General features: G+C 63.0%; 16 protein-coding genes and 1 pseudogene. 2 read left to right on the top strand and 15 right to left on the bottom strand.

The annotated features are described in order from the left end of the window. The 4 genes and pseudogenes from QMG25_RS06080 to cobA form a co-directional block, all read right to left on the bottom strand. Positions 1–586, bottom strand: a pseudogene (locus QMG25_RS06080) (hypothetical protein); the annotation flags it as partial. Between the two features lie 100 nt (positions 587–686). Further along, positions 687–1,895: a hypothetical protein gene (locus QMG25_RS06075; RefSeq protein WP_283458250.1), complete on the bottom strand. Its 1,209-nt coding sequence runs from the start codon at positions 1,893–1,895 to the stop codon at positions 687–689. Positions 1,896–2,145: 250 nt separating this feature from the next. Next, positions 2,146–3,606, bottom strand: coding sequence for an FAD-dependent oxidoreductase (locus tag QMG25_RS06070; RefSeq protein ID WP_283458249.1), 1,461 nt, complete (start codon positions 3,604–3,606; stop codon positions 2,146–2,148). Positions 3,607–3,638: 32 nt separating this feature from the next. Further along, positions 3,639–4,940, bottom strand: a complete 1,302-nt coding sequence (cobA, locus tag QMG25_RS06065; protein ID WP_283458248.1) for a uroporphyrinogen-III C-methyltransferase — start codon at positions 4,938–4,940, stop codon at positions 3,639–3,641. A 213-nt stretch (positions 4,941–5,153) separates the two neighbouring features. On the opposite strand from cobA, the gene QMG25_RS06060 reads away from it, so the two are divergent. After that, positions 5,154–5,483 (top strand): DUF4190 domain-containing protein, encoded by a 330-nt coding sequence (locus QMG25_RS06060; protein ID WP_283458247.1) that lies wholly within the window; start codon positions 5,154–5,156, stop codon positions 5,481–5,483. Positions 5,484–5,591: 108 nt separating this feature from the next. Here QMG25_RS06060 and QMG25_RS06055 read toward each other — a convergent pair whose 3' ends face one another. From QMG25_RS06055 to QMG25_RS06035, 5 genes are all read right to left on the bottom strand, one after another. After that, positions 5,592–6,488 (bottom strand): ABC transporter permease, encoded by an 897-nt coding sequence (locus QMG25_RS06055; protein ID WP_283458246.1) that lies wholly within the window; start codon positions 6,486–6,488, stop codon positions 5,592–5,594. Continuing rightward, entirely contained in the window at positions 6,481–7,278 is a 798-nt protein-coding gene (locus QMG25_RS06050) for an ABC transporter ATP-binding protein (RefSeq protein WP_283458245.1), read from the bottom strand. The genes QMG25_RS06055 and QMG25_RS06050 overlap by 8 nt, the downstream gene beginning before the upstream one ends. Next, positions 7,275–8,465: an ABC transporter substrate-binding protein gene (locus QMG25_RS06045; protein WP_502866358.1), complete on the bottom strand. Its 1,191-nt coding sequence runs from the start codon at positions 8,463–8,465 to the stop codon at positions 7,275–7,277. Before QMG25_RS06045 ends, QMG25_RS06050 begins: the two co-directional genes overlap by 4 nt. Positions 8,466–8,571: 106 nt before the next feature. Beyond that, positions 8,572–9,615 (bottom strand): GTP pyrophosphokinase, encoded by a 1,044-nt coding sequence (locus QMG25_RS06040; RefSeq protein WP_283458244.1) that lies wholly within the window; start codon positions 9,613–9,615, stop codon positions 8,572–8,574. A gap of 114 nt (positions 9,616–9,729) precedes the next feature. Then, on the bottom strand, positions 9,730–10,659 hold the full coding sequence (locus QMG25_RS06035; RefSeq protein WP_283458243.1) for an urea transporter: 930 nt from the start codon (positions 10,657–10,659) through the stop codon (positions 9,730–9,732). 475 nt (positions 10,660–11,134) lie between these two features. On the opposite strand from QMG25_RS06035, the gene QMG25_RS06030 reads away from it, so the two are divergent. Further along, complete coding sequence (locus QMG25_RS06030) at positions 11,135–12,145, top strand: alpha/beta hydrolase (RefSeq protein WP_283458242.1); 1,011 nt, start codon at positions 11,135–11,137, stop codon at positions 12,143–12,145. A 135-nt stretch (positions 12,146–12,280) separates the two neighbouring features. Here QMG25_RS06030 and QMG25_RS06025 read toward each other — a convergent pair whose 3' ends face one another. The 6 genes from QMG25_RS06025 to QMG25_RS06000 form a co-directional block, all read right to left on the bottom strand. Continuing rightward, on the bottom strand, positions 12,281–13,657 hold the full coding sequence (locus QMG25_RS06025) for a sulfate adenylyltransferase subunit 1 (RefSeq protein WP_283458241.1): 1,377 nt from the start codon (positions 13,655–13,657) through the stop codon (positions 12,281–12,283). Beyond that, positions 13,657–14,652, bottom strand: coding sequence for a sulfate adenylyltransferase subunit CysD (gene cysD, locus QMG25_RS06020; protein WP_283458240.1), 996 nt, complete (start codon positions 14,650–14,652; stop codon positions 13,657–13,659). Before cysD ends, QMG25_RS06025 begins: the two co-directional genes overlap by 1 nt. Next, positions 14,649–15,362, bottom strand: coding sequence for a phosphoadenylyl-sulfate reductase (locus QMG25_RS06015; protein ID WP_283458239.1), 714 nt, complete (start codon positions 15,360–15,362; stop codon positions 14,649–14,651). Before QMG25_RS06015 ends, cysD begins: the two co-directional genes overlap by 4 nt. Beyond that, a complete protein-coding gene (locus QMG25_RS06010; protein ID WP_283458238.1) occupies positions 15,359–17,128 on the bottom strand; it encodes a nitrite/sulfite reductase in 1,770 nt (589 codons plus the stop codon). The genes QMG25_RS06015 and QMG25_RS06010 overlap by 4 nt, the downstream gene beginning before the upstream one ends. A 267-nt stretch (positions 17,129–17,395) precedes the next feature. Next, positions 17,396–18,118, bottom strand: coding sequence for a sirohydrochlorin chelatase (locus QMG25_RS06005; RefSeq protein ID WP_283458237.1), 723 nt, complete (start codon positions 18,116–18,118; stop codon positions 17,396–17,398). A 135-nt stretch (positions 18,119–18,253) separates the two neighbouring features. Beyond that, positions 18,254–19,642: a dihydrolipoamide acetyltransferase family protein gene (locus QMG25_RS06000; protein WP_283458236.1), complete on the bottom strand. Its 1,389-nt coding sequence runs from the start codon at positions 19,640–19,642 to the stop codon at positions 18,254–18,256. Between the last annotated feature and the right edge of the window lies 1 nt (position 19,643).

The following is a 19,643-nucleotide window of genomic DNA, read 5'->3' as shown; positions in this document are numbered from 1 at the left end:
CCTGCTCAACATCCGGAACAACCACGCTGTTGCTGGCCTGCGAACCATTCGAGACAGCATTGCCCAGAACACCCACAGCATTACCGGAAACATTCACCGGCACCGTGACCGGAACAGCAACCTGAACACTGTCCACAACATCAGCCACCACACCATCCAGCAACCCACCACTGCCCGAACCGCCATTGTTCGACGGCCCCGAAACAGACGCACCCGAACCGGCACCCTGCTCAACAGCCGGAACAACCGTGCTGTTGTTGGCCTGCGAACCATTCGAGACAGCATTGCCCAGAACACCCACAGCATTACCGGAAACATTCACCGGCACCGTGACCGGAACAGCAACCTGAACACTGTCCACAACATCAGCCACCAAGCCCCCAACCAAACCATCCAACAATCCATTGGATTTGTGCTCTGCTGAGGGGTTTGCTGCAGCCTGGGAGACCACAGCCTGCACGGCGGAAACCGCTTCAGAGGTGTCTGTGCTCGACTGATCGGCGGCATTTGCCGCCCCTGTGCCAAGGGCAAGAAGCCCTCCGGCAAAGACCGCTGCGCACAGCGATCGACGAATAATGACATGCATGATGTCCAACTCCTGACTAAGATTTTTTGGCCTTGATCGCGACAGCAATTCAAGGAAAGACCGTGGCTTTTCCTGCGCGCAGGAAAAGCAGGACGGTCATCTAGCCAGGTGTTGAGCCCGGAACGGAGGGCGTGGAGGCAGGAAGTTGCCAGTCGGCGCTGTGCACGGCCGATCCTTCAAGGAGGACGCTAAACCAATCAGCGTAATTTTCGTGGGCCGCTGCAGAACCGGTGGATCCGCCCGCGCCGCTGGCTCCTGCACCGAACGACCCGCTTGAGGCTGGACTGGTGCTGATGGCCGGAGCGCATGGCCCCACGCCGGGCATGTTGGAGTCTGCGCCGCAAGCTGCTTGGCTCCCGCCAGGCGTTGCCATGGTGGTGATTGCCACCGCTGCGCCCCCGCCTGCAGTCTTTTCGTGTGCCATCAGGCCGGGGAAAGTGCGTGCTGCAAGATAGTCCGCCAGTGTGCGCACCTTGCCGGAGGTTCCAACGTTCTTGGCCTTGCCATGTCCGGCGTTTTCGACCGCATCGGCTGTTTCAAGGGTGACGTCGCTGCTGGCACTCTCTTTGTTGCCAGGATCTCCCAAGAGTTCAGGCGAGTCAGATGGGCCGTTTCCGCCGTCAGGCACACTCTGTGCTCCAGACACCTCAGGCACCTCGGCTGTTGGAGGCGTACCCAAATTCCCCGGCGTTTCTGGCGTGCTGGGCACTGCAGGCTTCGCTGGAATTTCGGGGGCACTGGGTCTCATGGGTGGCAAGACCTCGTCGACAACAGACGCAACACTGCCGGATACGGTGCCGACGGCGCCATCAACGATGGGCTTCAGGGCCTCCGTGACAGGAACGACGACTGGATCAACAATCTGCACGACCGGAGAGGACACCTTGTCCGCCGTCTTCAGCACCGGCGTCGTCACCGTGTCAACGATGTTGACCACCGGCGGAACGACCGCATTGCTGAGGTTGCCTACCGGGGCCACAACTTCCCCGACAACGGGCACGGAAGTGACACTCGTTTCCACCCGGTCCGTGACAGCGGAGACCGGCGCTGCCACCTTGGCAACTGTGTTGTTGCCGGTGATGTCCCCGACGACAGGGATCTTGGAAACTGTCTGGTCCACCACGCCGACCACTGGGTTCAAAATCCCGGACAGCAGCCCCTTGTTTGCAGACTGTTTTGAGTTCGTGGTCTCCGACGGATTGGCCGCTACAGGGTCTGCGTCGGAGGCGGCAAGGGCTCCCGAGGCACTAAGCACCATGAAGAGGGCAATAAAAAATGCCGCTCCGACTCCCAATCGAAGGGCACACATGAGGGAGCTGCTCAACGGCAATGACTTTTCGCCACCACGCACCGCACTCACCCCCGTGAACGTCCTGCAAGAGACCTGTCAGCCACCCATTGCGAACAATGCGCGTTGGTAGCCAGCATTTTCATTCACACTACTGCCTGGCACATACTTTTCCATAGTAAAAACAATGTTTGTGTTTTTATGACGCCAGGGCCACCGCATTCCATTGATGTGGTGGCCCTGCCGTGGAGCTAAATCAGGTAAAGCGGAATCAGGCTCCGACCGCTACTCCGCGAGAGACGTTGACCATGTCTTCGCGGGAGACAACCTTCACGCGTTCGCGCTTGACGGGACCGGTCCCGGATGCGGCAGCACCCAACGCCTTTTCATGGGCGTCCAGTTCCAGCCAGCCTTCCCAGGGGGTGAATTCAACGCCACGGGAATCGAGCAGCTCGATCACTGCATCCGGCGCAGCCTCGACGGCCAAGGGCAGCTGGTCGCGATCTGCCAACAAGTGGGTGATGGTTTCCAGGGCGTCGCCCTTGGTGCTGCCGATCAAGCCAACGGGGCCGCGCTTGATCCATCCCGTTGCATACATGCCAGGCACATGGGCGCCGTCCACATCCAGCACGCGGCCGGCGGCGTTCGTGACGACACCGCGCTGGTGGTCGAACTCAACCTCCGGCAGGGCCGAACCAAAGTAGCCCACGGAACGGTACACGGCCTGGACCGGGTAGTCGATGAAATCCCCGGTCCCGCGCGCATTGCCGGTGCCGTCCAGTTCGGTGCGCTCAAACTTGATGCCGGTGACCTTGCCGTCGGCGCCGGTGATCTCCACCGGGTTGTGCAGGAAGTGCAGGTGGAGGCGGCGGGAGGCGCCCGTGGAGGGGTCGGCGGCGTCGTCTTCCTGCTCCACCAGCCAGTTGGTCAGGGTGTTGACCATGGTCTTGACCTGGTTGTTGCTCTTCACGGCAACGTCGGAGGCCTCGTCAAAGTCGAAGTCCTCCTCGTAAAGGACAATGTCCACGTCGCGGGAGTGGCTGAGCTCGCGCAGTTCCATCGGGGTGAACTTCACCTGGGCGGGGCCGCGGCGACCAAAGATGTGCACGTCGGTGACGGGCGAGGACTTCAGCCCTTGGTAGACGTTGTCGGGGATCTCGGTGACAAGCATGTCGTCGGCGTGCTTGGACAGCACCCGCGCCACATCCAGTGCCACGTTGCCGTTGCCAATGACGGCGATCTCCTTGGCGGTCAGCGGCCATTCGCGCGACACATCCGGGTGCCCGTCGTACCAGGACACGAAGTCGGCCCCGCCGTAGGAGCCCTCCAACTCGATGCCGGGGATGTTCAGGTCTGCGTCCTTGATGGCGCCGGTCGCGAAGATGACGGCGTCGTAGTGCTTTTGCAGGTCTTCCAGCACCAAGTCCGTGCCGTACTCGACGTTGCCGAAGAAGCGAATGTCTCCCCGGTCCAGGACCTTGTACAGCGCGTTGACGATGCCCTTGATGCGCGGGTGATCCGGGGCAACGCCATAGCGGATCAGTCCATAGGGGGAAGGGTAACGGTCAAAGAGGTCGATGCTGACCACCAGTCCGGAACGCACTTCCTCGCTTTTGGTCAGCATGTCTGCCGCATAAACGCCGGCCGGGCCTGAGCCAATGACGGCGATGCGCAACGGGCGCTCTTGGGTTCCGGGCGCTGCTGGGGAGTTTGAGGACACGGCTGTGCTCATTTCGTCGATGTTCAAGGGGCTTGTTGACAAGTTTAGGAGAAAGTCCTGATAGTTTCCCGCGCACCGTAATGGGCGGTAGCGAGTTCCGCCGGTGCCAGCGGGCTGACGCGCACCACGTCACCGACGACGACGACGGCCGGGTTGCGGACCTTGCCCGCCTGGGCGAGGGCCACAATGGTACCGAGGGTTCCGATGGTGGTGCGCTGGTCCTGGGCGAAGCCGTTTTCAATGATGGCCACTGGGCAGTCGCTGCCGCGGCCGGCGGCCGTCAAAATGGGGACCGAGCGGTTCAGCGTGCCGACGCCCATCAGCAACACCACTGTGTGGTCGCTGCCGGGGGGCACGTTTTCCAAGTCTTCGTGGCCGCTGATCATGGTGAAGGCCTTGGCCAGGCCACGGTGGGTGACGGGAATGCCGGCGGCTGCCGGGACGCTCACGGCACTGGTGACCCCCGGGACCACTTCGACGTCAACACCGTTTTCGCGGCAGGCGATGGCTTCCTCGCCGCCGCGGCCCAGCACGTACGGGTCCCCGCCCTTGAGCCGAACCACCCGGTTTCCCGCCAGCGCTTCACGGACAAGGATGGCGTTGATTTCCGTTTGCGGCACAGGGTGGTGGCCAGGGGTTTTGCCGACCTCGATGATCAACACGTCCTCGCCGAGTGTTTCCAGCAGGCCGCGCGGGCCCAGCCTGTCAGCCACGACGACGTCGGCCTCGGCCAACAGCCGGCGCCCCCGCACTGTGATGAGGTCCTCGGCACCGGGTCCGCCGCCGACGAGGGCGACCCGGCCTGTCGAAAGCTGGTGGGGCATCGCTGAGTCCGGCCCGCGGTTCTCAAACCGGTCCGCTCCCCTGCGGTAGGGGCGCAAAGGAAGGTCGCCGCTTTCAAGGGCTGCGGCAATGGCATTGCGGACGGCCGCGGCGCGCAGCGGGTCTCCCCCGGCGTTGACGGCCACCTTGATGTCCTCCACCGTGGCGACTGCAGGCGTCCATGCTGCCGAGTCTTGGGCGTTGGAGTGGTTCACGCACCAGGTGCGGTTGTCTTCGGCGTCGCTGGCCACTTGGGCGTCGAGCTCAATGTCATTGCTGGCGGCCACTGCGTACCAGGAGTTGGCCATGTCTGCGCTTTCGTAGCCGCGGGCGTGCCACGTGAGCAGGCCGGCGTCGGCGAGTGCCCGTGCCGGCGCGCTGAGAACGGGAGCCACCAGCGTGACGTGCGCTCCGGCGTCGAGCAGGGCCTTGGCGCGGCGTGCTGCCACGGTGCCGCCGCCGACCACGAGGACTGGGCGGCCCAGCAGCCGCAGTGAGGTTGGGTAAAGATCCACAATTGCCATGAGATGACTTTAGATAAAGGGGATATTCGTGTTCAAGGGGCGCGTTACACCAGTTCACGCAACGTCACGCGGGGACACATAATTGTGGCGCCCGGATTGTGGAGCGAAAGCACCTCCACCGTCACATATGCGGTGGAAGGCCAGACAACGCCCGGCTTGTTGCTAAGTTTCTTAGGTACGCTCATCTCACTCGTGACCAATAAGGGGACAACCATGTCACAAGATTCATACACTCCGCCGCCGGCACAGCAGCAGCAGGCCAATGTCTACACCCAGAACTCGGTGGAGCAGCTGCAGGGCGCCCAGCACGCTCAGACTTCCATGATCCTGGGCATTCTGTCCTTGTTCTTCATCGGCATCATTCTGGGCCCGATCGCCATCTCCAAGGCCAAGAAGGCTGAGCAGCTGCACACCGCTGCAACCGTTGGCAAGGTCACCGGCTGGATTGGGGCCATTTTGGGCGTGGTTGGCATCGTGGTGGCGATCATCGCGATCATCGCCATGGTCGGCACGGCCGGCGCGATGAGCCAAATGACCTACTAGCCACGTGAGTTGTTATCCCGGCTGCAGCTGGGACTGGGGTGCGGAAAATATACTTTCCGCACCCCCATTTTTTTGCCAGCGCCGAAGGTTGCGGGGGTGTCGCCGCCGCTAGCGGGTGCTTCCGGCGAGGAGGCCGCGTCCGCGCAACAGACGCTTTTCCACGGGTGCAAAGACAAGCAGTTCAACGGCGATGCCAACGAACAAGATGATCAGGATCGCCGACATCACGATGCCCATGTCAGAGAGCTGCCGGCCCTGCTCCAGCAGCGAGCCCAGGCCGAAGCCGAGGCTGCCGCCCATGGCAATGATTTCAGCGGCCATCAGTGAGCGCCACGAAAACGCCCAGCCCTGCTTCAATCCGCCAACGTAACCAGGCAGCGCGGCTGGAAGCACCACGTTGACGGCCATTTCCCAGCGCGATGCGCCCAGGATCTGCCCCATCCGGCGGTACTGCGGCGGGATCTGGTCCACACCGGCGATGAGCCCGTTGATGATGGAGGGGATGGCCCCCATAAACATGACGAAGTACACCGTGGCATCCGTCAGGCCAAACCAGATGATGGCTGCCGGCACCCATGCCACGGAGGGCAGCACCTGCAAACCTGAAATGAGTGGACCAAATGCCCTGCGCAGCAACCGCACTTGGGAGAACAGCAGGCCGATCGGTGTGGCCACCACGATGCTGATGGTGAACCCCGTGATGCCGCGCTGCAGCGAGGTCCACACGGCTTCCTGGGCGTTGCCTTCCTGCCAGAGCGTACCCAGTGATCCCAACACATCCAGCGGGCCGGGCACCAGGTCGCGGCGGCGCAGCCCCAGTGAAACATAGAACTGCCACGCAAGCAGCAGCACGACGAATGCGGCAAGCGGCAGCAGCAGCCGGGACCAATCAACACCACGACGCTCCACAGCCTCGGACTGCAGCGAATCCAGCCCCGCTTCCAGGGAGCGCATTTCATCGGCACTGCCGTTTTTTAGCAGCGGCGACGTTATTGTTTCAGGCATGTCGGCGGATCTCCTCGCGCAATCGGTCGGTGATGTCGCCGGTGAGTTTTCCGGCGGCCCCGGCGTTCGTCCTGTGTTCCTCGGAAACGTCCCATTCGGCCACCACTCGCCCCGGCTTGGAGGAGAGCAGCAACACGCGCTGCCCCAGCCGCACGGCCTCGCGCACATTGTGGGTGACAAAAATTATGGTCCGCCCGGTTTCCCGCCAGACTCTTTCCAGTTCGTTGTGCAGCAGGTCCCTGGTGATGGCGTCCAGTGCGGCAAACGGCTCGTCCATCAGCAGCAGCGGCCGCTCTTGCGCCAGCGCCCTGGCCAGGGCCACGCGCTGGCGCATTCCCCCGGACAGCTCGTGTGGGCGTTTGGCCGCAGCCTGCCCCAGATTCACCAACTCCAGCAGTTCCGTGGCGCGCAGCTTGCGTTCAACCCGTCCAACACCGCGCAGCTTCAGCGCCAACTCAATGTTCCCGCGCGCACTGAGCCAAGGGAACAGCGAGGAATCCTGGAACATGAATGCCGCCCCGTCGGCAGGGACTTCGAGTGCTCCGGATGTGGGCACGTCAAGGCCCGAAATGATGTTCAACAGCGTTGATTTCCCGCAGCCCGAGGCGCCCAGCAGCGCCACAAACTCGCCTTGGTGGATCACGGCGTTCACGTTCTCCAACACCGGGGCCCCGTCGCCAAAGCGCTTGCCCAGGTTTTCAAGGACGACGGCGGGTGCCCGGCCGCCGTCGTCGGCTTCCAGAGCGCTTGCGCTTTCAATTGCAGGCTCGGCAGTCAGCAGCTCGGTCATTCTGCACCCAATCCTGCGGCCGTGACGGGTTTTTCGCCGGCCGCTGTGAGCACTTTGTTCAGCAACGTCAGGTCAAAGAGACCGTTGAGATCCGCCGGTTTGGAAACACCGGCGCTGACACCGTGGTCGAGCAGTGTGTCGAAGGTGGCCGCCAGCGGGTCGGAGGTGAATTTCAGTTTGGACAAGGACCGGGCAATCACGTCGTCTTCCAGCGGCTGCCCAATGGCCACCGTGAGCGCGTCATTGATGACCGCCCCGGCATCGTCGGGGTGTTCATCCAGCCACGCAATCGAGTCGACGTGCCCTTCCAACAGGGCCTGGACCGTTTGCGGGTGGGCTTCGAGGAAGGACTTGTTGACGGCCAGCACTGTTGTGCTGAACTCGCCCTTGTCCCAAAGATCGGCCTCGTCGACAAGGACTTTCGCCCCGGCTTGGAGCACCAGGCGGGAGGTCCACGGCTCGGCGACCCAGGCGCCGTCAATCTTTCCATCCTGGAACAGACGCAGCGTTTGGGCGTTGGTGGTGGGTGTGATCGTGACGTCCCCGCCCCCGGAGGTGTCGGTGTGCAGCCCGCGCTCTCCCAGCCAAGTGCGCAATGCCACGTCCTGCGTGCCGCCTAATTGCGGGGTGGCGATGGCCTTTCCACGGAGCTGTTCAACGTCGGTGATGGACGGCCTGACCACGAATTGGGCACCACCGGAGGCAACTCCGGCAATGATGCGGATGGATTCGCCTCCGCTTTGCACAAAGGAGTTCAGCGCCGGGTTGGGGCCCAGGTAGGCGGCGTCGATCGCGCCGGCGTTGAGTGCTTCAACAGTTGCCGGGCCCGTGGTGAAGACCTGGGTTTCCAGTGCGGTGGCTCCAAGGTCTTTGGCGAAGATGCCCTTCTCCACTCCCGCGAGCGCGGGGCCGTGGGTGATGTTGCCAAAGTAGCCAAGCTTCAGGACGGCAGCCGGGGCGGTTGCTGCAGCCGGGGCTGCCGCTTCGTCTGCGCTTTTGGCGCTCATGCTGGCCACGGCCGCGCCTGCTCCGATGAGGGCGACGAGTGCCGTGGCAACCATGATTTCCATGCCGCGCCACTTGTGTTTGGGCTTCTCTCCGGCCACGATGCGAATACGCTTCAGCGGTGGTTGGGCTGCTGCCTGCGGTGTCGGCTGCGGATCGGCCGCGGTTCCCCTTGTAGTCATGGTTAAACGGTAGGGAATCCGCCCGGGCCTGTTCAATGGCGGGGACGCCCAAGGTCACGAGGAGACACGCAGCGTCACATGGACCGGTGGGGGTGGTTGGCGCGCGTTATCCGTCGTCCCGGACAACGCGGAGCTTGTGCAACCGTGAGCGCAGTGTTGTTTCACGATTGTTGTCGCTGCTCAGCGCCTTCGTCGCCTCCACATAGGACTCCCCGAGAGATTGCAGCAACAAGTCGTCCGCCAGACGGACTTGACCCGGTGAGAACCTGTATTGCATGGATTTTGCCACCTGTTCCGAATCCAAGGACTTGAACCAATCCTCGGCGGCGCTGACAGTGTCAATGCCGTTGGCGGCAAGAATTTTCACCATCCAAGCGTATTGGTTTTCCTTGCTGCTGGGGTATCCAGGGAAGGCGCGGGTCAGCACGCCCTGGAGGGTCCCGGCGTCGAGTTTTTGTGTTTCAGGCTCAATGGAACCTTCGCTCTGGAGCCGTTTCAAAATGTCGCTGATGTTCACAAACTGTTGGTCGGCAAGCTCAATGAGAGTGGAGGCCATGGTGAAGGCGCGGCTGATTTCAGCGTTGTCGCCGCTTGAGCCCTTGAAGCGGACGTCGTGTTCAAATTCCGCCCAAGCATGTTGGAGGACCGTGCGGATCTGCACCTCGAAGCGCTGGCCGGTAAAGTCGTTGCAGTCGCGCGGCGGGTTGACTGCCGGGACTTCAAGGGTCAGATGCCGCCCGGCATAGCCAATACCGCCGTTTTTGCGCATCATTGCGGTCTTGTCTTCGTCGTCGTGGCAGAGGAACTGGTTCGAGAGCGCGATGGCGACGGCCTCAATGTCCGATTCCACGAACAAAATGACCCGCACGCCGATCAGGTCGTCGAGGCCGCCAGGATACTTCAGCCGTCCGTCGTCGCAGCGGCGGCTGAGCTTCTCCGCCGTCGAGACGGATGACTTGACCCGGAACTGCACATCGTGGTGGTTGAGCCCGTCGTCATGGAGCCGGCTCACAATCGTGTTGCGTATTGCCTCTGCAGCATCATTCAAGGCCTGCGCCCGGTGTCGTTCCTGCTCCAATGCAATCCCCATGTCCTCCACGGCCATGCTTTCGATGGTGTCCCCCTCGCCACTGCCGGCCGGGTTGAGCACCCGGTCCTTGCCTCAAATTCTCCCACCTTCACAGTGCTTGTCCAGCTATATTTCGCCCAGCCGGGAGTTTGGCTGCGGGGCCGCGTCGTGGACAGGCACAACTTCGGCAGTGTTTCAGCGGCGCTTGATGCCGGGGAGGAAGTGGACCGCGGCCAACAGCACCCAAGTGGTGATCACAAAGGGCCAGGTATAGACGCCGTACAAATGCTGGAGTGGTATCCGCACCACGCCCACCAGCAAGGTTCCGACGACGGCCATGACCCAGGGCTGCCACGTTCCTTTCAGGAACACTGCAGCCAGCGCAATGGACACTAGGACTTCCGAGTAGCCAAGCATGCCGTGCCCCAGCAGCAGCCGGTCCTGCCCGGTGGTGACGGCCACGACACTGAGCATCGTGCTGCCCAGCAGGGCGGCCAAACCCACTTTCCAGTGGGACAGGAACAGGGCCAGCAGGATCAGAAGTCCCACAAGGACGCTGTCCACAAGCACCACCTGGGACACATTGCTCACAATGGAGCGGAAGAACAGCGCAGTCAGGCTTTCATCCAAGACCACCGGCACCTGTGAAACGTGGTTGCCGGAGGTGGCAAAGTACATCAAGCTGGCCACCACGCAGAAGGGCCCCGTCAAGTAGGGCAACTGCAGGGCTTTCAACGGTGGCGAGTTGAAGGCTTGCACCAGCAACCACGTCACCGGCCCGCACAGCAGGCCACCGAGGACTGACACAAGGAAGGCCAACCATCCACTGTCCATGGCGGCAAAGGCCGCAGCACCAACCAAGGCACCGCAAAATCCGTGATGGCCTGCGCGCACCTTGCTGGCAGGGAAGCGCATCAGCACGCCGGCGACAGTGGAGCTGATGCAACCCAGCACAACGATCAGCGCCATCTGCCAGTCGGCAACAACAAAGGCGATGAGGATAAGCAACCCGGGGATGGCCTTTGCTTGGAAGAAAATCTGGGAAATTCCCCGCAACAACGTGACCGTGGCATCGTAAAGGACGTTCCGGCCGGACCGGTGAACCGGCAGTTGTTTTAGTTGCACAGGGCGATCGTATCCTCTATCACACTGGTTTCTGCCAACACGAATTCCGCAGTCCCGCACCTCGACTTTATGACGGAAGGCCAGCGTTCCAACCTCGGCCACCTGCTCTCAGGGCCGCCAAAATCAGTTGCAACGACAGCACGCGCAACAGACAGAGGCCGATGTTGCTCTCCTAAGAGTTCCCCGCTCACCACCGCACTCAGGTTGTTCACGGCATATTTGCGCGATGATTACAGTCATGGTGCTCATCCAGATGGGACAGGATGGTCGGGGCACTTGGGGCCGGGCCAGCATTGTTGTCCGGGACGACGGTGCGTCTGCAGCCCCGGCGCGCAATATCCACCACGTGGCGGACCGCCGCAAGGGCCGTTGCAGCGCGCATGGTGGAACAAACGATGAATCAGAAGGAATTCACGGCCAAAGGGGTGACCCTATTTCACAGCTGCATACCAGTCTGCAGGCCTAACGTTGGAGCATGAGTGAACGGGTTCATGGTGAATCACGTGGCACAAACGCCTCCGGACGCGGTGGTCGGCACGCGCTGCGTCGGGTTCCAGTGTGGGCTTGGCGCGTCTTCATGCATTCGGTAAGCAAGGGCGATCTCCGGAGCCTCAACATGGATCCCATTGCCGGGGTGCAGCACTGGTATGACATTGACTTCGTCGGTGACCATATCCGCTCGCACCGGCTGGACGTCATCGCTCCGGACGGCAGTGACCCGGCGGGGAGCTGGCTGCCGGTGTATGTCTATTTTCACGGTGGCGGGTGGACTTCCGGCGACAAGGCCTCGCTGACGAAGTACTGCGCCAGCCAAGCATCGTATGGTCTGGTGGTGGTCAACGTGAACTACCGCATGGCGCCGCATTTTCACCTGGGCCACGTCCTGGAGGACGCCAATGAAGCACTGGTCTGGGTTGACGCCCACATTCGTGAATTTGGCGGGGACGCCCATCGGATTGTCCTTGGCGGGGACTCTGCCGGTGGGCAGATTTCCGCGCTCACGGCGGCCGCCATGTTCCGTCCGGAGCTTGCCGAGCACTATGCGCTGCACCCTGTCACGCTGGCCACCTCCGTCAAGGGTCTGGTGCAGCACTGCAGCATCGTCGACTTTTCCGTGTTCTTCGACAGGGGTTTTGTACTGAGCCTGAACTTCGTCCGCATGCTCCTGCCCTCCCGCGGTGGGCGAAGGAGCGGCGGGAATCAGAAACACATGCTGCGGGAGGAGTCCCATTACATGTCGCCCATCGAGTGGCTCGACTCCCGGTGCCCACCCGTTTTCATTACAACATCGGAGCGAGACTTTTTTTATTCATCCAATATGAACTTCATCCACAAGCTCGATCAACATGGAGTTCCCGTGGACTCGCTGATCTACGGCTGGGAGAGCATCAACACCCAGCACGCATGGCAGCAGAACTTTCGGTATCCGGAATCGCAGGAGGTCTACGGCCGCTTGCAGTCATTCATCAAAAAAGTGACAGCTTAACCCGTGCGGAACCGGTTCAGGACTCGCGAGTATTTAACCTTGTGGGGCGTAGCTCGCTGAAGACTCAAGGCTCCCGATGATCGAGTCTGTTGAAACCTGGATCTCGACAGGCTCGATCACCGTGTGCCGGAACGGCTAGATCACATAGCGCTCGTCTTCGTGGTCGCCCGGGTGGTCGTTGACAAGCCCGGCGGCGAGGGTGTTCCCGTCCTGCGCGTCAATAACCAAAAACGCCCCTGTCCGGCGGTGCCGGGCGTAGGACTCCACCGGAAGCGGGGACGCCAGCCGGATTTGGGCTGCACCAATGTCGTTCAGTGCCAAGCTGGAGGCGGGCTCCAGCGCAAAAGTGTCAAGGTTCAGCTTGCCGCTCACGGCGCGGACAAGCCCTTGAACCGTCTTGCTGCCGTGTTTGATGAGCACCTTGGCGCCCTCGCGCAGCGGCTTCGCGGACAACCAGCACAGCTCCGCATAAACGTCTTGGCCAACCTCGCCAAACGTTCCCGTGGCGGCAATGACGTCGCCTCGGGCAATGTCGATCTCCTCGCTCAGGCGCAGCGACACCGACTGTGGCGCAACGGCCCGCTCCAGGGATCGCCCGGCAAAGTCAATGCCCACCACTGTTGCAGTGCGACCGGAAGGCAACACCGTAATGCTCTCCCCCACCGACACCGCACCCGAAGCCACTTGCCCCGCATAGGCGCGGTAGTCGCGGAAGGAGGCTCCGGCGTCGTCCGCTTCCTTGAGCTCTGGAGCCAACGCACCCTGCGGACGAACCACCAGCTGCACGGGGAAGCGGAATGGTTCAAGGCCGCGCTCGAGGTCGTCGGTGGTGGGCAGGGTTTCCAGGATGGCCAGCAGGCTGGGCCCGGTGTACCAGGGCGTGTGCGTGGACGGATCCACCACGTTGTCGCCCTCGAGCGCGGAAACCGGCACCACCACCACGTCGTTGAGGCCAACTTCGGCGGCCACCTTTTGCAGATCGGCCTCAATGGTGCGGAAGACGTCTTCGCTGTAGTCGACAAGGTCGATCTTGTTCACGGCCACCAGCACGTTGGGCACGCGCAGCAGGCGCAGCACCGACAAGTGCCGGCGGGTCTGCTCGAGGACCCCTTTGCGGGCGTCGATCAGCACGACCACGGCATCCGCAGTGGACGCGCCCGTCACCGTGTTCTTGGTGTACTGCACGTGCCCGGGGCAGTCGGCCAGGATGAAGCTGCGGCGGTCGGTGGCGAAGTAGCGGTAGGCGACGTCGATGGTGATGCCTTGTTCGCGTTCGGCGCGCAGGCCGTCGGTGAGCAGCGCCAGGTCGATCTTTTGCGTGCTGCCGTTTTCGCCGCCAAAGCCCCTGTCGGCCGAGGTGCGGGTGACGGCGTCCAGCGTGTCCGCCAGGATGGCCTTGGAGTCGTGGAGCAGGCGCCCCACGAGCGTTGATTTGCCGTCGTCCACGGAACCCGCCGTGGCGAAGCGGAAAAGTGTTGACTGCGCGAGGGGCGCTTCGGTGATGGTGCTCATTAGAAATAGCCGTCTTTCTTGCGGTCTTCCATGGCTGCCTCGGAGATGCGGTCATCGGCCCGGGTGGCGCCACGTTCGGTCAGGGTGGAGGCGGCAACTTCGCGCACCACGTCGTGGACGGTGGTTGCGTCCGAAGCCACGGCGCCGGTGCAGGACATGTCCCCCACCGTGCGGTAGCGGACCTGCTTGATGATGACTTTCTCATCCGGGCGAGGCTTTGACACTTCGCCCACGGCCCGCCACATGCCGTCGCGCTCAAACACCTCACGCTCATGGGCGTAGTACAGGTGCGGCAGCTCGATGTTCTCGCGGGCGATGTAGCGCCACACATCCAGCTCGGTCCAGTTGCTGATGGGGAACGCGCGCACGTGCTGGCCCACGGTGTGGCGGCCGTTGTACAGGTTCCACAGTTCGGGGCGCTGGTTGCGCGGATCCCACTGGCCAAACTCGTCGCGCAGCGAGAGGATGCGCTCCTTGGCCCGGGCCTTGTCCTCGTCGCGGCGGCCGCCGCCAAACACGGCGTCAAAGCGGTTCCGGGCAATGGCATCCAGCAACGGCACCGTCTGCAACGGGTTGCGGGTTCCATCAGCCCGTTCGGTCAGTTCGCCGCTGTCGATAAAATCCTGCACGGAGCCCACCTCCAGGCGCAGGCCCAGCTTCTCCACCGTCCGGTCGCGGAATTCGATGACCTCCGGGAAGTTGTGCCCGGTGTCCACGTGCAACACCGGGAACGGGACCTTGCCCGGCCAGAACGCCTTGGTGGCGAGGTGCAGCATCAGCACGGAGTCCTTGCCGCCGGAGAACAGCAGCGCCGGGCGCTCAAACTCGGCCACCACCTCGCGAATAATGTGGATGGCCTCGGATTCAAGGATGTCGAGGGAGTTCAGGGTCTCGACATGGGGCCCCGGGCGCGAGGGGTCCCCGGCCGAGCTTGCGAGGTCGGGGAGCGGCTGGGGATCGAGGGCTGGAGGGGTTTCAGTAATTTGGGTGCTCATACGTGTAGTCCGCATTCTGTCTTGGAGGTTCCGGCCCAGCGTCCGGACCTGGGGTCGGCGCCGGGGGCCACTTTGTTGGTGCACGGTGCACAGCCAATGGACGGGTAGCCCTGGCTGAGCAAAGGGTTCACGGGCAAAAGGTTGTCATCGGAGTAGCGCAGCAGCTCTTCATAACTCCAGGTCGCGACGGGGTTGACCTTGATCAGCCCGTTTTTTTCATCCCACACAACCAAAGGCGTGTCGGTGCGCGTGGGCGCTTCGTCCCGGCGCACTCCCGTGAACCACAATTCGTAATCCTGAAGCGAGCGGTGCAGCGGTTCGACCTTGCGCAGCGCACAGCAGGTGGCAGGATCCCGGGCAAAAAGGTCCTTGCCCAGCAATGAATCCTGCTCGGCCACCGAGTGCACCGGCATCACGTCCACCACGTTGACCCGCAGGTTTTCCGCCACCTCGTTGCGCGTGGCGTAGGTTTCTTCGAAGTGGTAACCGGTGTCCAGGAACAAGACGTCCACCCCTGGCAGCTGCTCGGCAACCAAGGCCGGCAGCACGGCGTCGGCCATGGAACAGGCGACGGCGGCCGCACCGGTTGCGAAGTTCTTCGCCACCCAGGCGATGACTTCCTGGGCGGACGCGTCCCACGGCAGTTCCGCTTCCCCGGCCGCGGCCAGGGCTTGGAGCTCGGAATGCGAGCGAAGCGTGGTCACCGTCATTTCAGCAACTCCTCGTCAACCCGGTGCGCGAACTCGGCAAAGGTCTCTTCCGCCAGCTTGTTGGCCACGTAGCTGCGAATGACCCGCTCCACGTAGTCGGGCAGGTCCGGGATGGCCACCTTCAAACCGCGAACTGTGCGGCCCAGGCCGGCCTCCTCACGGTTGTGCGAGGACAAGCCACCACCAAGGTGGACCTGAAAACCTCCCGTTGTGCCGCCGTCGGCCGTGGGGACAATGATGCCTTTCAAGCCAATGTCCGCCGTCTGGATGCGGGCGCAGGAATTCGGGCAGCCGTTGAGGTACAGGGTGAGCGGCTCATCAAGTTCCCCGGCATCCACCAGATCAGCCAGACGCTCCTCGAGTTCGGAAACGATGTTGATGGCGGTGTCTTTCGTGTTCACGATGGCCAACTTGCAAAACTCGACCCCGGTGCACGCCATGGTGTTGCGCCGGAAGACGGACGGCCGGGCGGACAACCCAATCTCATCCAGCCCGGTAATCACTGCCTCTACGTGGTCCTTGGGAATGTCCAAAGCGATGATCTTCTGCAGCGGGGTGGTGCGCACACGGTGGGAGCCATGGGCTTCCAGGAGGTCCGCCAGAGCCAGCATTCCGGTGCCGGAGAAACGGCCCACGCACGGTGCAGCGCCAATAAAGAAGTTGCCGTCCTTTTGCTCGTGGACCCCAACATGGTCACCGTTGACCTTCGCCTTGGGCGGGACCACACCGTCGGGCAGCTGGTGGCCCAGATATTCATCCTCGAGGATCTGGCGGAACTTCTCCGCACCCCAGTCCTCCATCAGGAACTTCAGGCGGGCCTTGTTGCGCATGCGCCGGTAACCATAATCGCGGAAGATGCTGGTGACGCCCTCCCACACTGCGGGGCCTTCCTCAGGCCGAACAAACACGCCAACGCGCTGGGCCAGACGAGGTGCGGTGGAGAGCCCGCCACCCACCCACAGGTCGTAACCGGAACCCAGTTCAGGGTGCCGCACGCCAACAAAGGAAATGTCATTGATTTCGTGGATGGTGTCGTGGTCCGGGTAGCCGGTGATGGAAGTCTTGTACTTGCGCGGCAAGTTGGAAAACTGCGGGTTGCCAATGAACCGCTCCCGAAGTTCCTGCAGGAAATCGGTGGGGTCAATGATCTCCGCTTTGGCGATGCCCGCCACGGGGGAACCAAGCATGCCGCGGGGCACATCGCCGCAGGCCTCGGTGGTTTGCAAGCCAGCAGCTTCGAGGCGGCGCCAGATCTCCGGAACGTTCTCAACCTCGATCCAGTGGAACTGGATGTTCTGGCGGTTGGTCAGGTCCGCCGTGTTGCGCGCAAAATCAATGGAAATCTGACCCACCACGCGCAGCTGCTCAGTGCTGAGCTTTCCGCCGTCGGTCCGCACCCGCATCATGAAGTAGCTGTCCTCGAGCTCGTGCGGTTCAAGCGAGGCCGTCTTGCCGCCGTCGATCCCCTGCTTGCGCTGCGTGTACAGCCCCCACCAGCGGAAGCGGCCGTGCAGGTCGTCGTCGGTGATGGAGTCAAAACCCTCCAGCGCGTAGATCTCCTCGATGCGGCGGCGCACGGACAAGCCGTCGTCGTCCTGCTTCCAGGCTTCAACCGGGTTCAGCGGCGCCTTGCCGTCCACTTTCCACTGTCCGTGCGGTTTAGTTGCCGGACGCGGGCGGGCCGGTCGTTTGGCGGGGGCATCGGCGGATGCCGTGGCGGTTTCGGTGCCAGAGGCATTCGCTCCGGCTAGAGCTGTCTGTGTCATGAAACGAGCGTAAGTTGCTCCTGTGTTCGCGACAATCACGATTGCAACGCGCGTTCACCTTGGGCAATATTTCGTCACACGCGCCATTTTCAGGAGGTTTGTGCTTGCTCATTCGTTCAGCTTTTCCCTGCCACGCACGACGCCGGGCATCACCCTGTGCGCAGACCTGACCACTTCTGCGCACGAGCCAGCTCCAACCATGCGCATGAACCCCCGGGCGCATGGTTGGAGGAGAACGCCGCGCAGAAGCCAACGGTTCCCCGGCAATCAGGCATCAGGCGCGGCGGAAACGGCTGCGTCAAAGTGTTCCACGGCAAGTTCAGCCAGCAACACGGAAGGCAGCAGCGGCGCCGCCACCACATCAGCGCCAGTCTTCGCCAGCTGGTCGTGAAAATAGCCCGGCGCCAGCAGGTAGGACGCAACGGCAACCCCTGCCACCCCGTCGGCACGCAGCTGCGCCACAGCCTCGGGGATCGAGGGACGGGCGCTTGCACCATAGGCGGCCACAATTCGCTCCGGGCGGCGCACAGCCAAGTCGGCAGCCAATACTTCAATCTGCTCGGCAGCCTCGGGCCGCGACGAACCGGCTGCGGCAAGCACGATCCCCCAACCCTGCGGCAGTTTCCCGAGCCGCTCATCCAGCAGCTTCGCCAAGCGAGGGTCCGGCCCCAGCGGCGCGGCGGCAACCGTGTCCGGGCGGCTGGCAACTGCCTCGGCAATGTCCACCTGCACGTGGAAGCCCACCGTCAGGAGCAGCGGAACGACGACGGCCCGCACCCCGGCGGCCAGCCCCGCGACCACCTCGGGCAGCGCCGGCTCCTGAACATCCACGTAGGCCTCAAGCACTTTCACCCCGGGACGAAGAGCGGCGATTTCTGCCCTGACCTCGTTGATGCGCTGCCGACCCTCGGCGTTGTTCGTGCCATGGGCGCAGGCGATCAGGACTGTCCCGGGACTCGACGCCGTGGCTTCGCTACTTGTCATGCTCATGGGCAAACTCCTTCTCACCTGTGCGCGGACGCGCGGGGCGACCCTGCTGCCAATGTACGTCAGGAGCCTGCCCGCAGCGAGTTGGGAACAAGCTGCGCCGGTGACACGCCAGGTTGTCTTTTCCCCATGAAACCGTCAGAGCACAATCCTCATTGGGTCCTCCAATATCTGCTTGAGGTCCTGCAGGAAGGCGGCGGCCGTGGCACCGTCGAGCACGCGGTGGTCCACGGTCAGGGTGAGTTTGAGGACCTTGCGCGTGGTGAGTTCGCCGTCGCGCACCACGGGCTCGTCTGCGGCCGCTCCCACGGCGAGAATGGCCGCCTCGGGCGGGTTGATGATGGCGGTGAAGTTGTCGATCCCAAACATGCCCAAGTTGCTGACAGTGAATGTTCCTCCGCTGAATTCCTGCAGCGACAACGTCCCCTCCCGTGCCTTGCCAGCCAGGTCGCGGGCTTCGGTGGCGATCTCCGCCAGGCCTTTCCGGTCCGCATCCCGCACCACCGGCACGATCAGGCCGTCCGGCACGGCGACTGCAAGACCCACGTTGACGTGGCGGTGCTGGTAGATCTTGTCACCGGCCCACGACGAGTTGACCACCGGGTGTGCCCGCAATGCAACCGCGCAGGCGCGCACCAGCAAGTCAGTGACGCTGGCCTTGACCCCGGAGTCCGCGAACCGCTTATTGATTCCGGCCCGGAACTCAAGCAGGGCGTCCATCTGAACCACTGCCGTCAGGAAGAAGTGCGGCACGGCGGCGCTCTCGGTGAGCCGTTTTGCCACAACCTTGCGCATCTGTGTCAACGGGATCTCCAGCGAATCCTGCTGTGCGGCAGGTGCAGAAGCAGGAGCGGGTACAGACTTGGACGACGACGAGGGGGCCTTCCCGTCCCGGCTGGCGGCAGCCGCGTGCTCACCGGAGGTGTCCTCACCCGAGGCGTGCTCACCTGCGGCCAAAACATCCGCCCTGACCACCCGTCCGCCCGGACCGGTGCCCTTGATGTCCGCGGGATCCAGGCCCCGTTCCACCGCCATTTTGCGTGCCAGCGGCGACGCAAAGACCCGGCCGCCGTCGAGCCCATGAGCATCTGTATCGGCGTGGGCGTCTCCATCGGCAGGCGCGTCTTCACCTGCCGAAGGACCTCCACTTGAGGGCGCACCCACCTCTGCCGAAGCCTCCGCGTCCTGCGCTTCCACATCAACCGACGACGCTGCGCCGTCGTCGGTCTTCTTTCCCGAGCCCGCGCCAGCCTCACTGCCGGCGTCTTGATCGGAATCGGGTCCGGAGCCGGTGCCGTCGCCGATGAATGCGACCGGCTGGCCGATGGCCACGGTGGCGCCTTCGGCCACCAGTAGGCGCTCCAGCACGCCGTCGTCAAACGCCTCCAAGTCCATCGTGGCCTTGTCGGTTTCAATCTCGCCGATGACGTCGCCAGCCTTGACTGGATCACCTTCGTGCTTGAGCCAACGGCCCAGGATGCCTTCTTCCATGGTGTCGGAAAGGCGGGGCATGATTACCTCTGGCATG

Origin of the sequence: Arthrobacter sp. H35-D1 (assembly GCF_030063185.1) — a bacterium.
In the GTDB taxonomy this organism is placed as follows: Bacteria; Actinomycetota; Actinomycetes; order Actinomycetales; family Micrococcaceae; genus Specibacter.
The sequence above is the reverse complement of the archived record's forward strand: the minus strand, read 5'-3'. Positions and strand labels throughout refer to the sequence as shown.

Excerpts from the sequence above, each read along its gene's own strand:
- QMG25_RS06075 (WP_283458250.1), bottom strand. The coding sequence starts at position 1,895 with ATGTGTGCCCTTCGATTGGGAGTCGGAGCGGCATTTTTTATTGCCCTC.
- QMG25_RS06070 (WP_283458249.1), bottom strand. The coding sequence starts at position 3,606 with ATGAGCACAGCCGTGTCCTCAAACTCCCCAGCAGCGCCCGGAACCCAA.
- cobA (WP_283458248.1), bottom strand. The coding sequence starts at position 4,940 with ATGGCAATTGTGGATCTTTACCCAACCTCACTGCGGCTGCTGGGCCGC.
- QMG25_RS06060 (WP_283458247.1), top strand. The coding sequence starts at position 5,154 with ATGTCACAAGATTCATACACTCCGCCGCCGGCACAGCAGCAGCAGGCC.
- QMG25_RS06055 (WP_283458246.1), bottom strand. The coding sequence starts at position 6,488 with ATGCCTGAAACAATAACGTCGCCGCTGCTAAAAAACGGCAGTGCCGAT.
- QMG25_RS06050 (WP_283458245.1), bottom strand. The coding sequence starts at position 7,278 with ATGACCGAGCTGCTGACTGCCGAGCCTGCAATTGAAAGCGCAAGCGCT.
- QMG25_RS06045 (WP_502866358.1), bottom strand. The coding sequence starts at position 8,465 with ATGACTACAAGGGGAACCGCGGCCGATCCGCAGCCGACACCGCAGGCA.
- QMG25_RS06030 (WP_283458242.1), top strand. The coding sequence starts at position 11,135 with ATGAGTGAACGGGTTCATGGTGAATCACGTGGCACAAACGCCTCCGGA.
- QMG25_RS06025 (WP_283458241.1), bottom strand. The coding sequence starts at position 13,657 with ATGAGCACCATCACCGAAGCGCCCCTCGCGCAGTCAACACTTTTCCGC.
- cysD (WP_283458240.1), bottom strand. The coding sequence starts at position 14,652 with ATGAGCACCCAAATTACTGAAACCCCTCCAGCCCTCGATCCCCAGCCG.
- QMG25_RS06015 (WP_283458239.1), bottom strand. The coding sequence starts at position 15,362 with ATGACGGTGACCACGCTTCGCTCGCATTCCGAGCTCCAAGCCCTGGCC.
- QMG25_RS06010 (WP_283458238.1), bottom strand. The coding sequence starts at position 17,128 with ATGACACAGACAGCTCTAGCCGGAGCGAATGCCTCTGGCACCGAAACC.
- QMG25_RS06005 (WP_283458237.1), bottom strand. The coding sequence starts at position 18,118 with ATGAGCATGACAAGTAGCGAAGCCACGGCGTCGAGTCCCGGGACAGTC.
- QMG25_RS06000 (WP_283458236.1), bottom strand. The coding sequence starts at position 19,642 with ATGCCAGAGGTAATCATGCCCCGCCTTTCCGACACCATGGAAGAAGGC.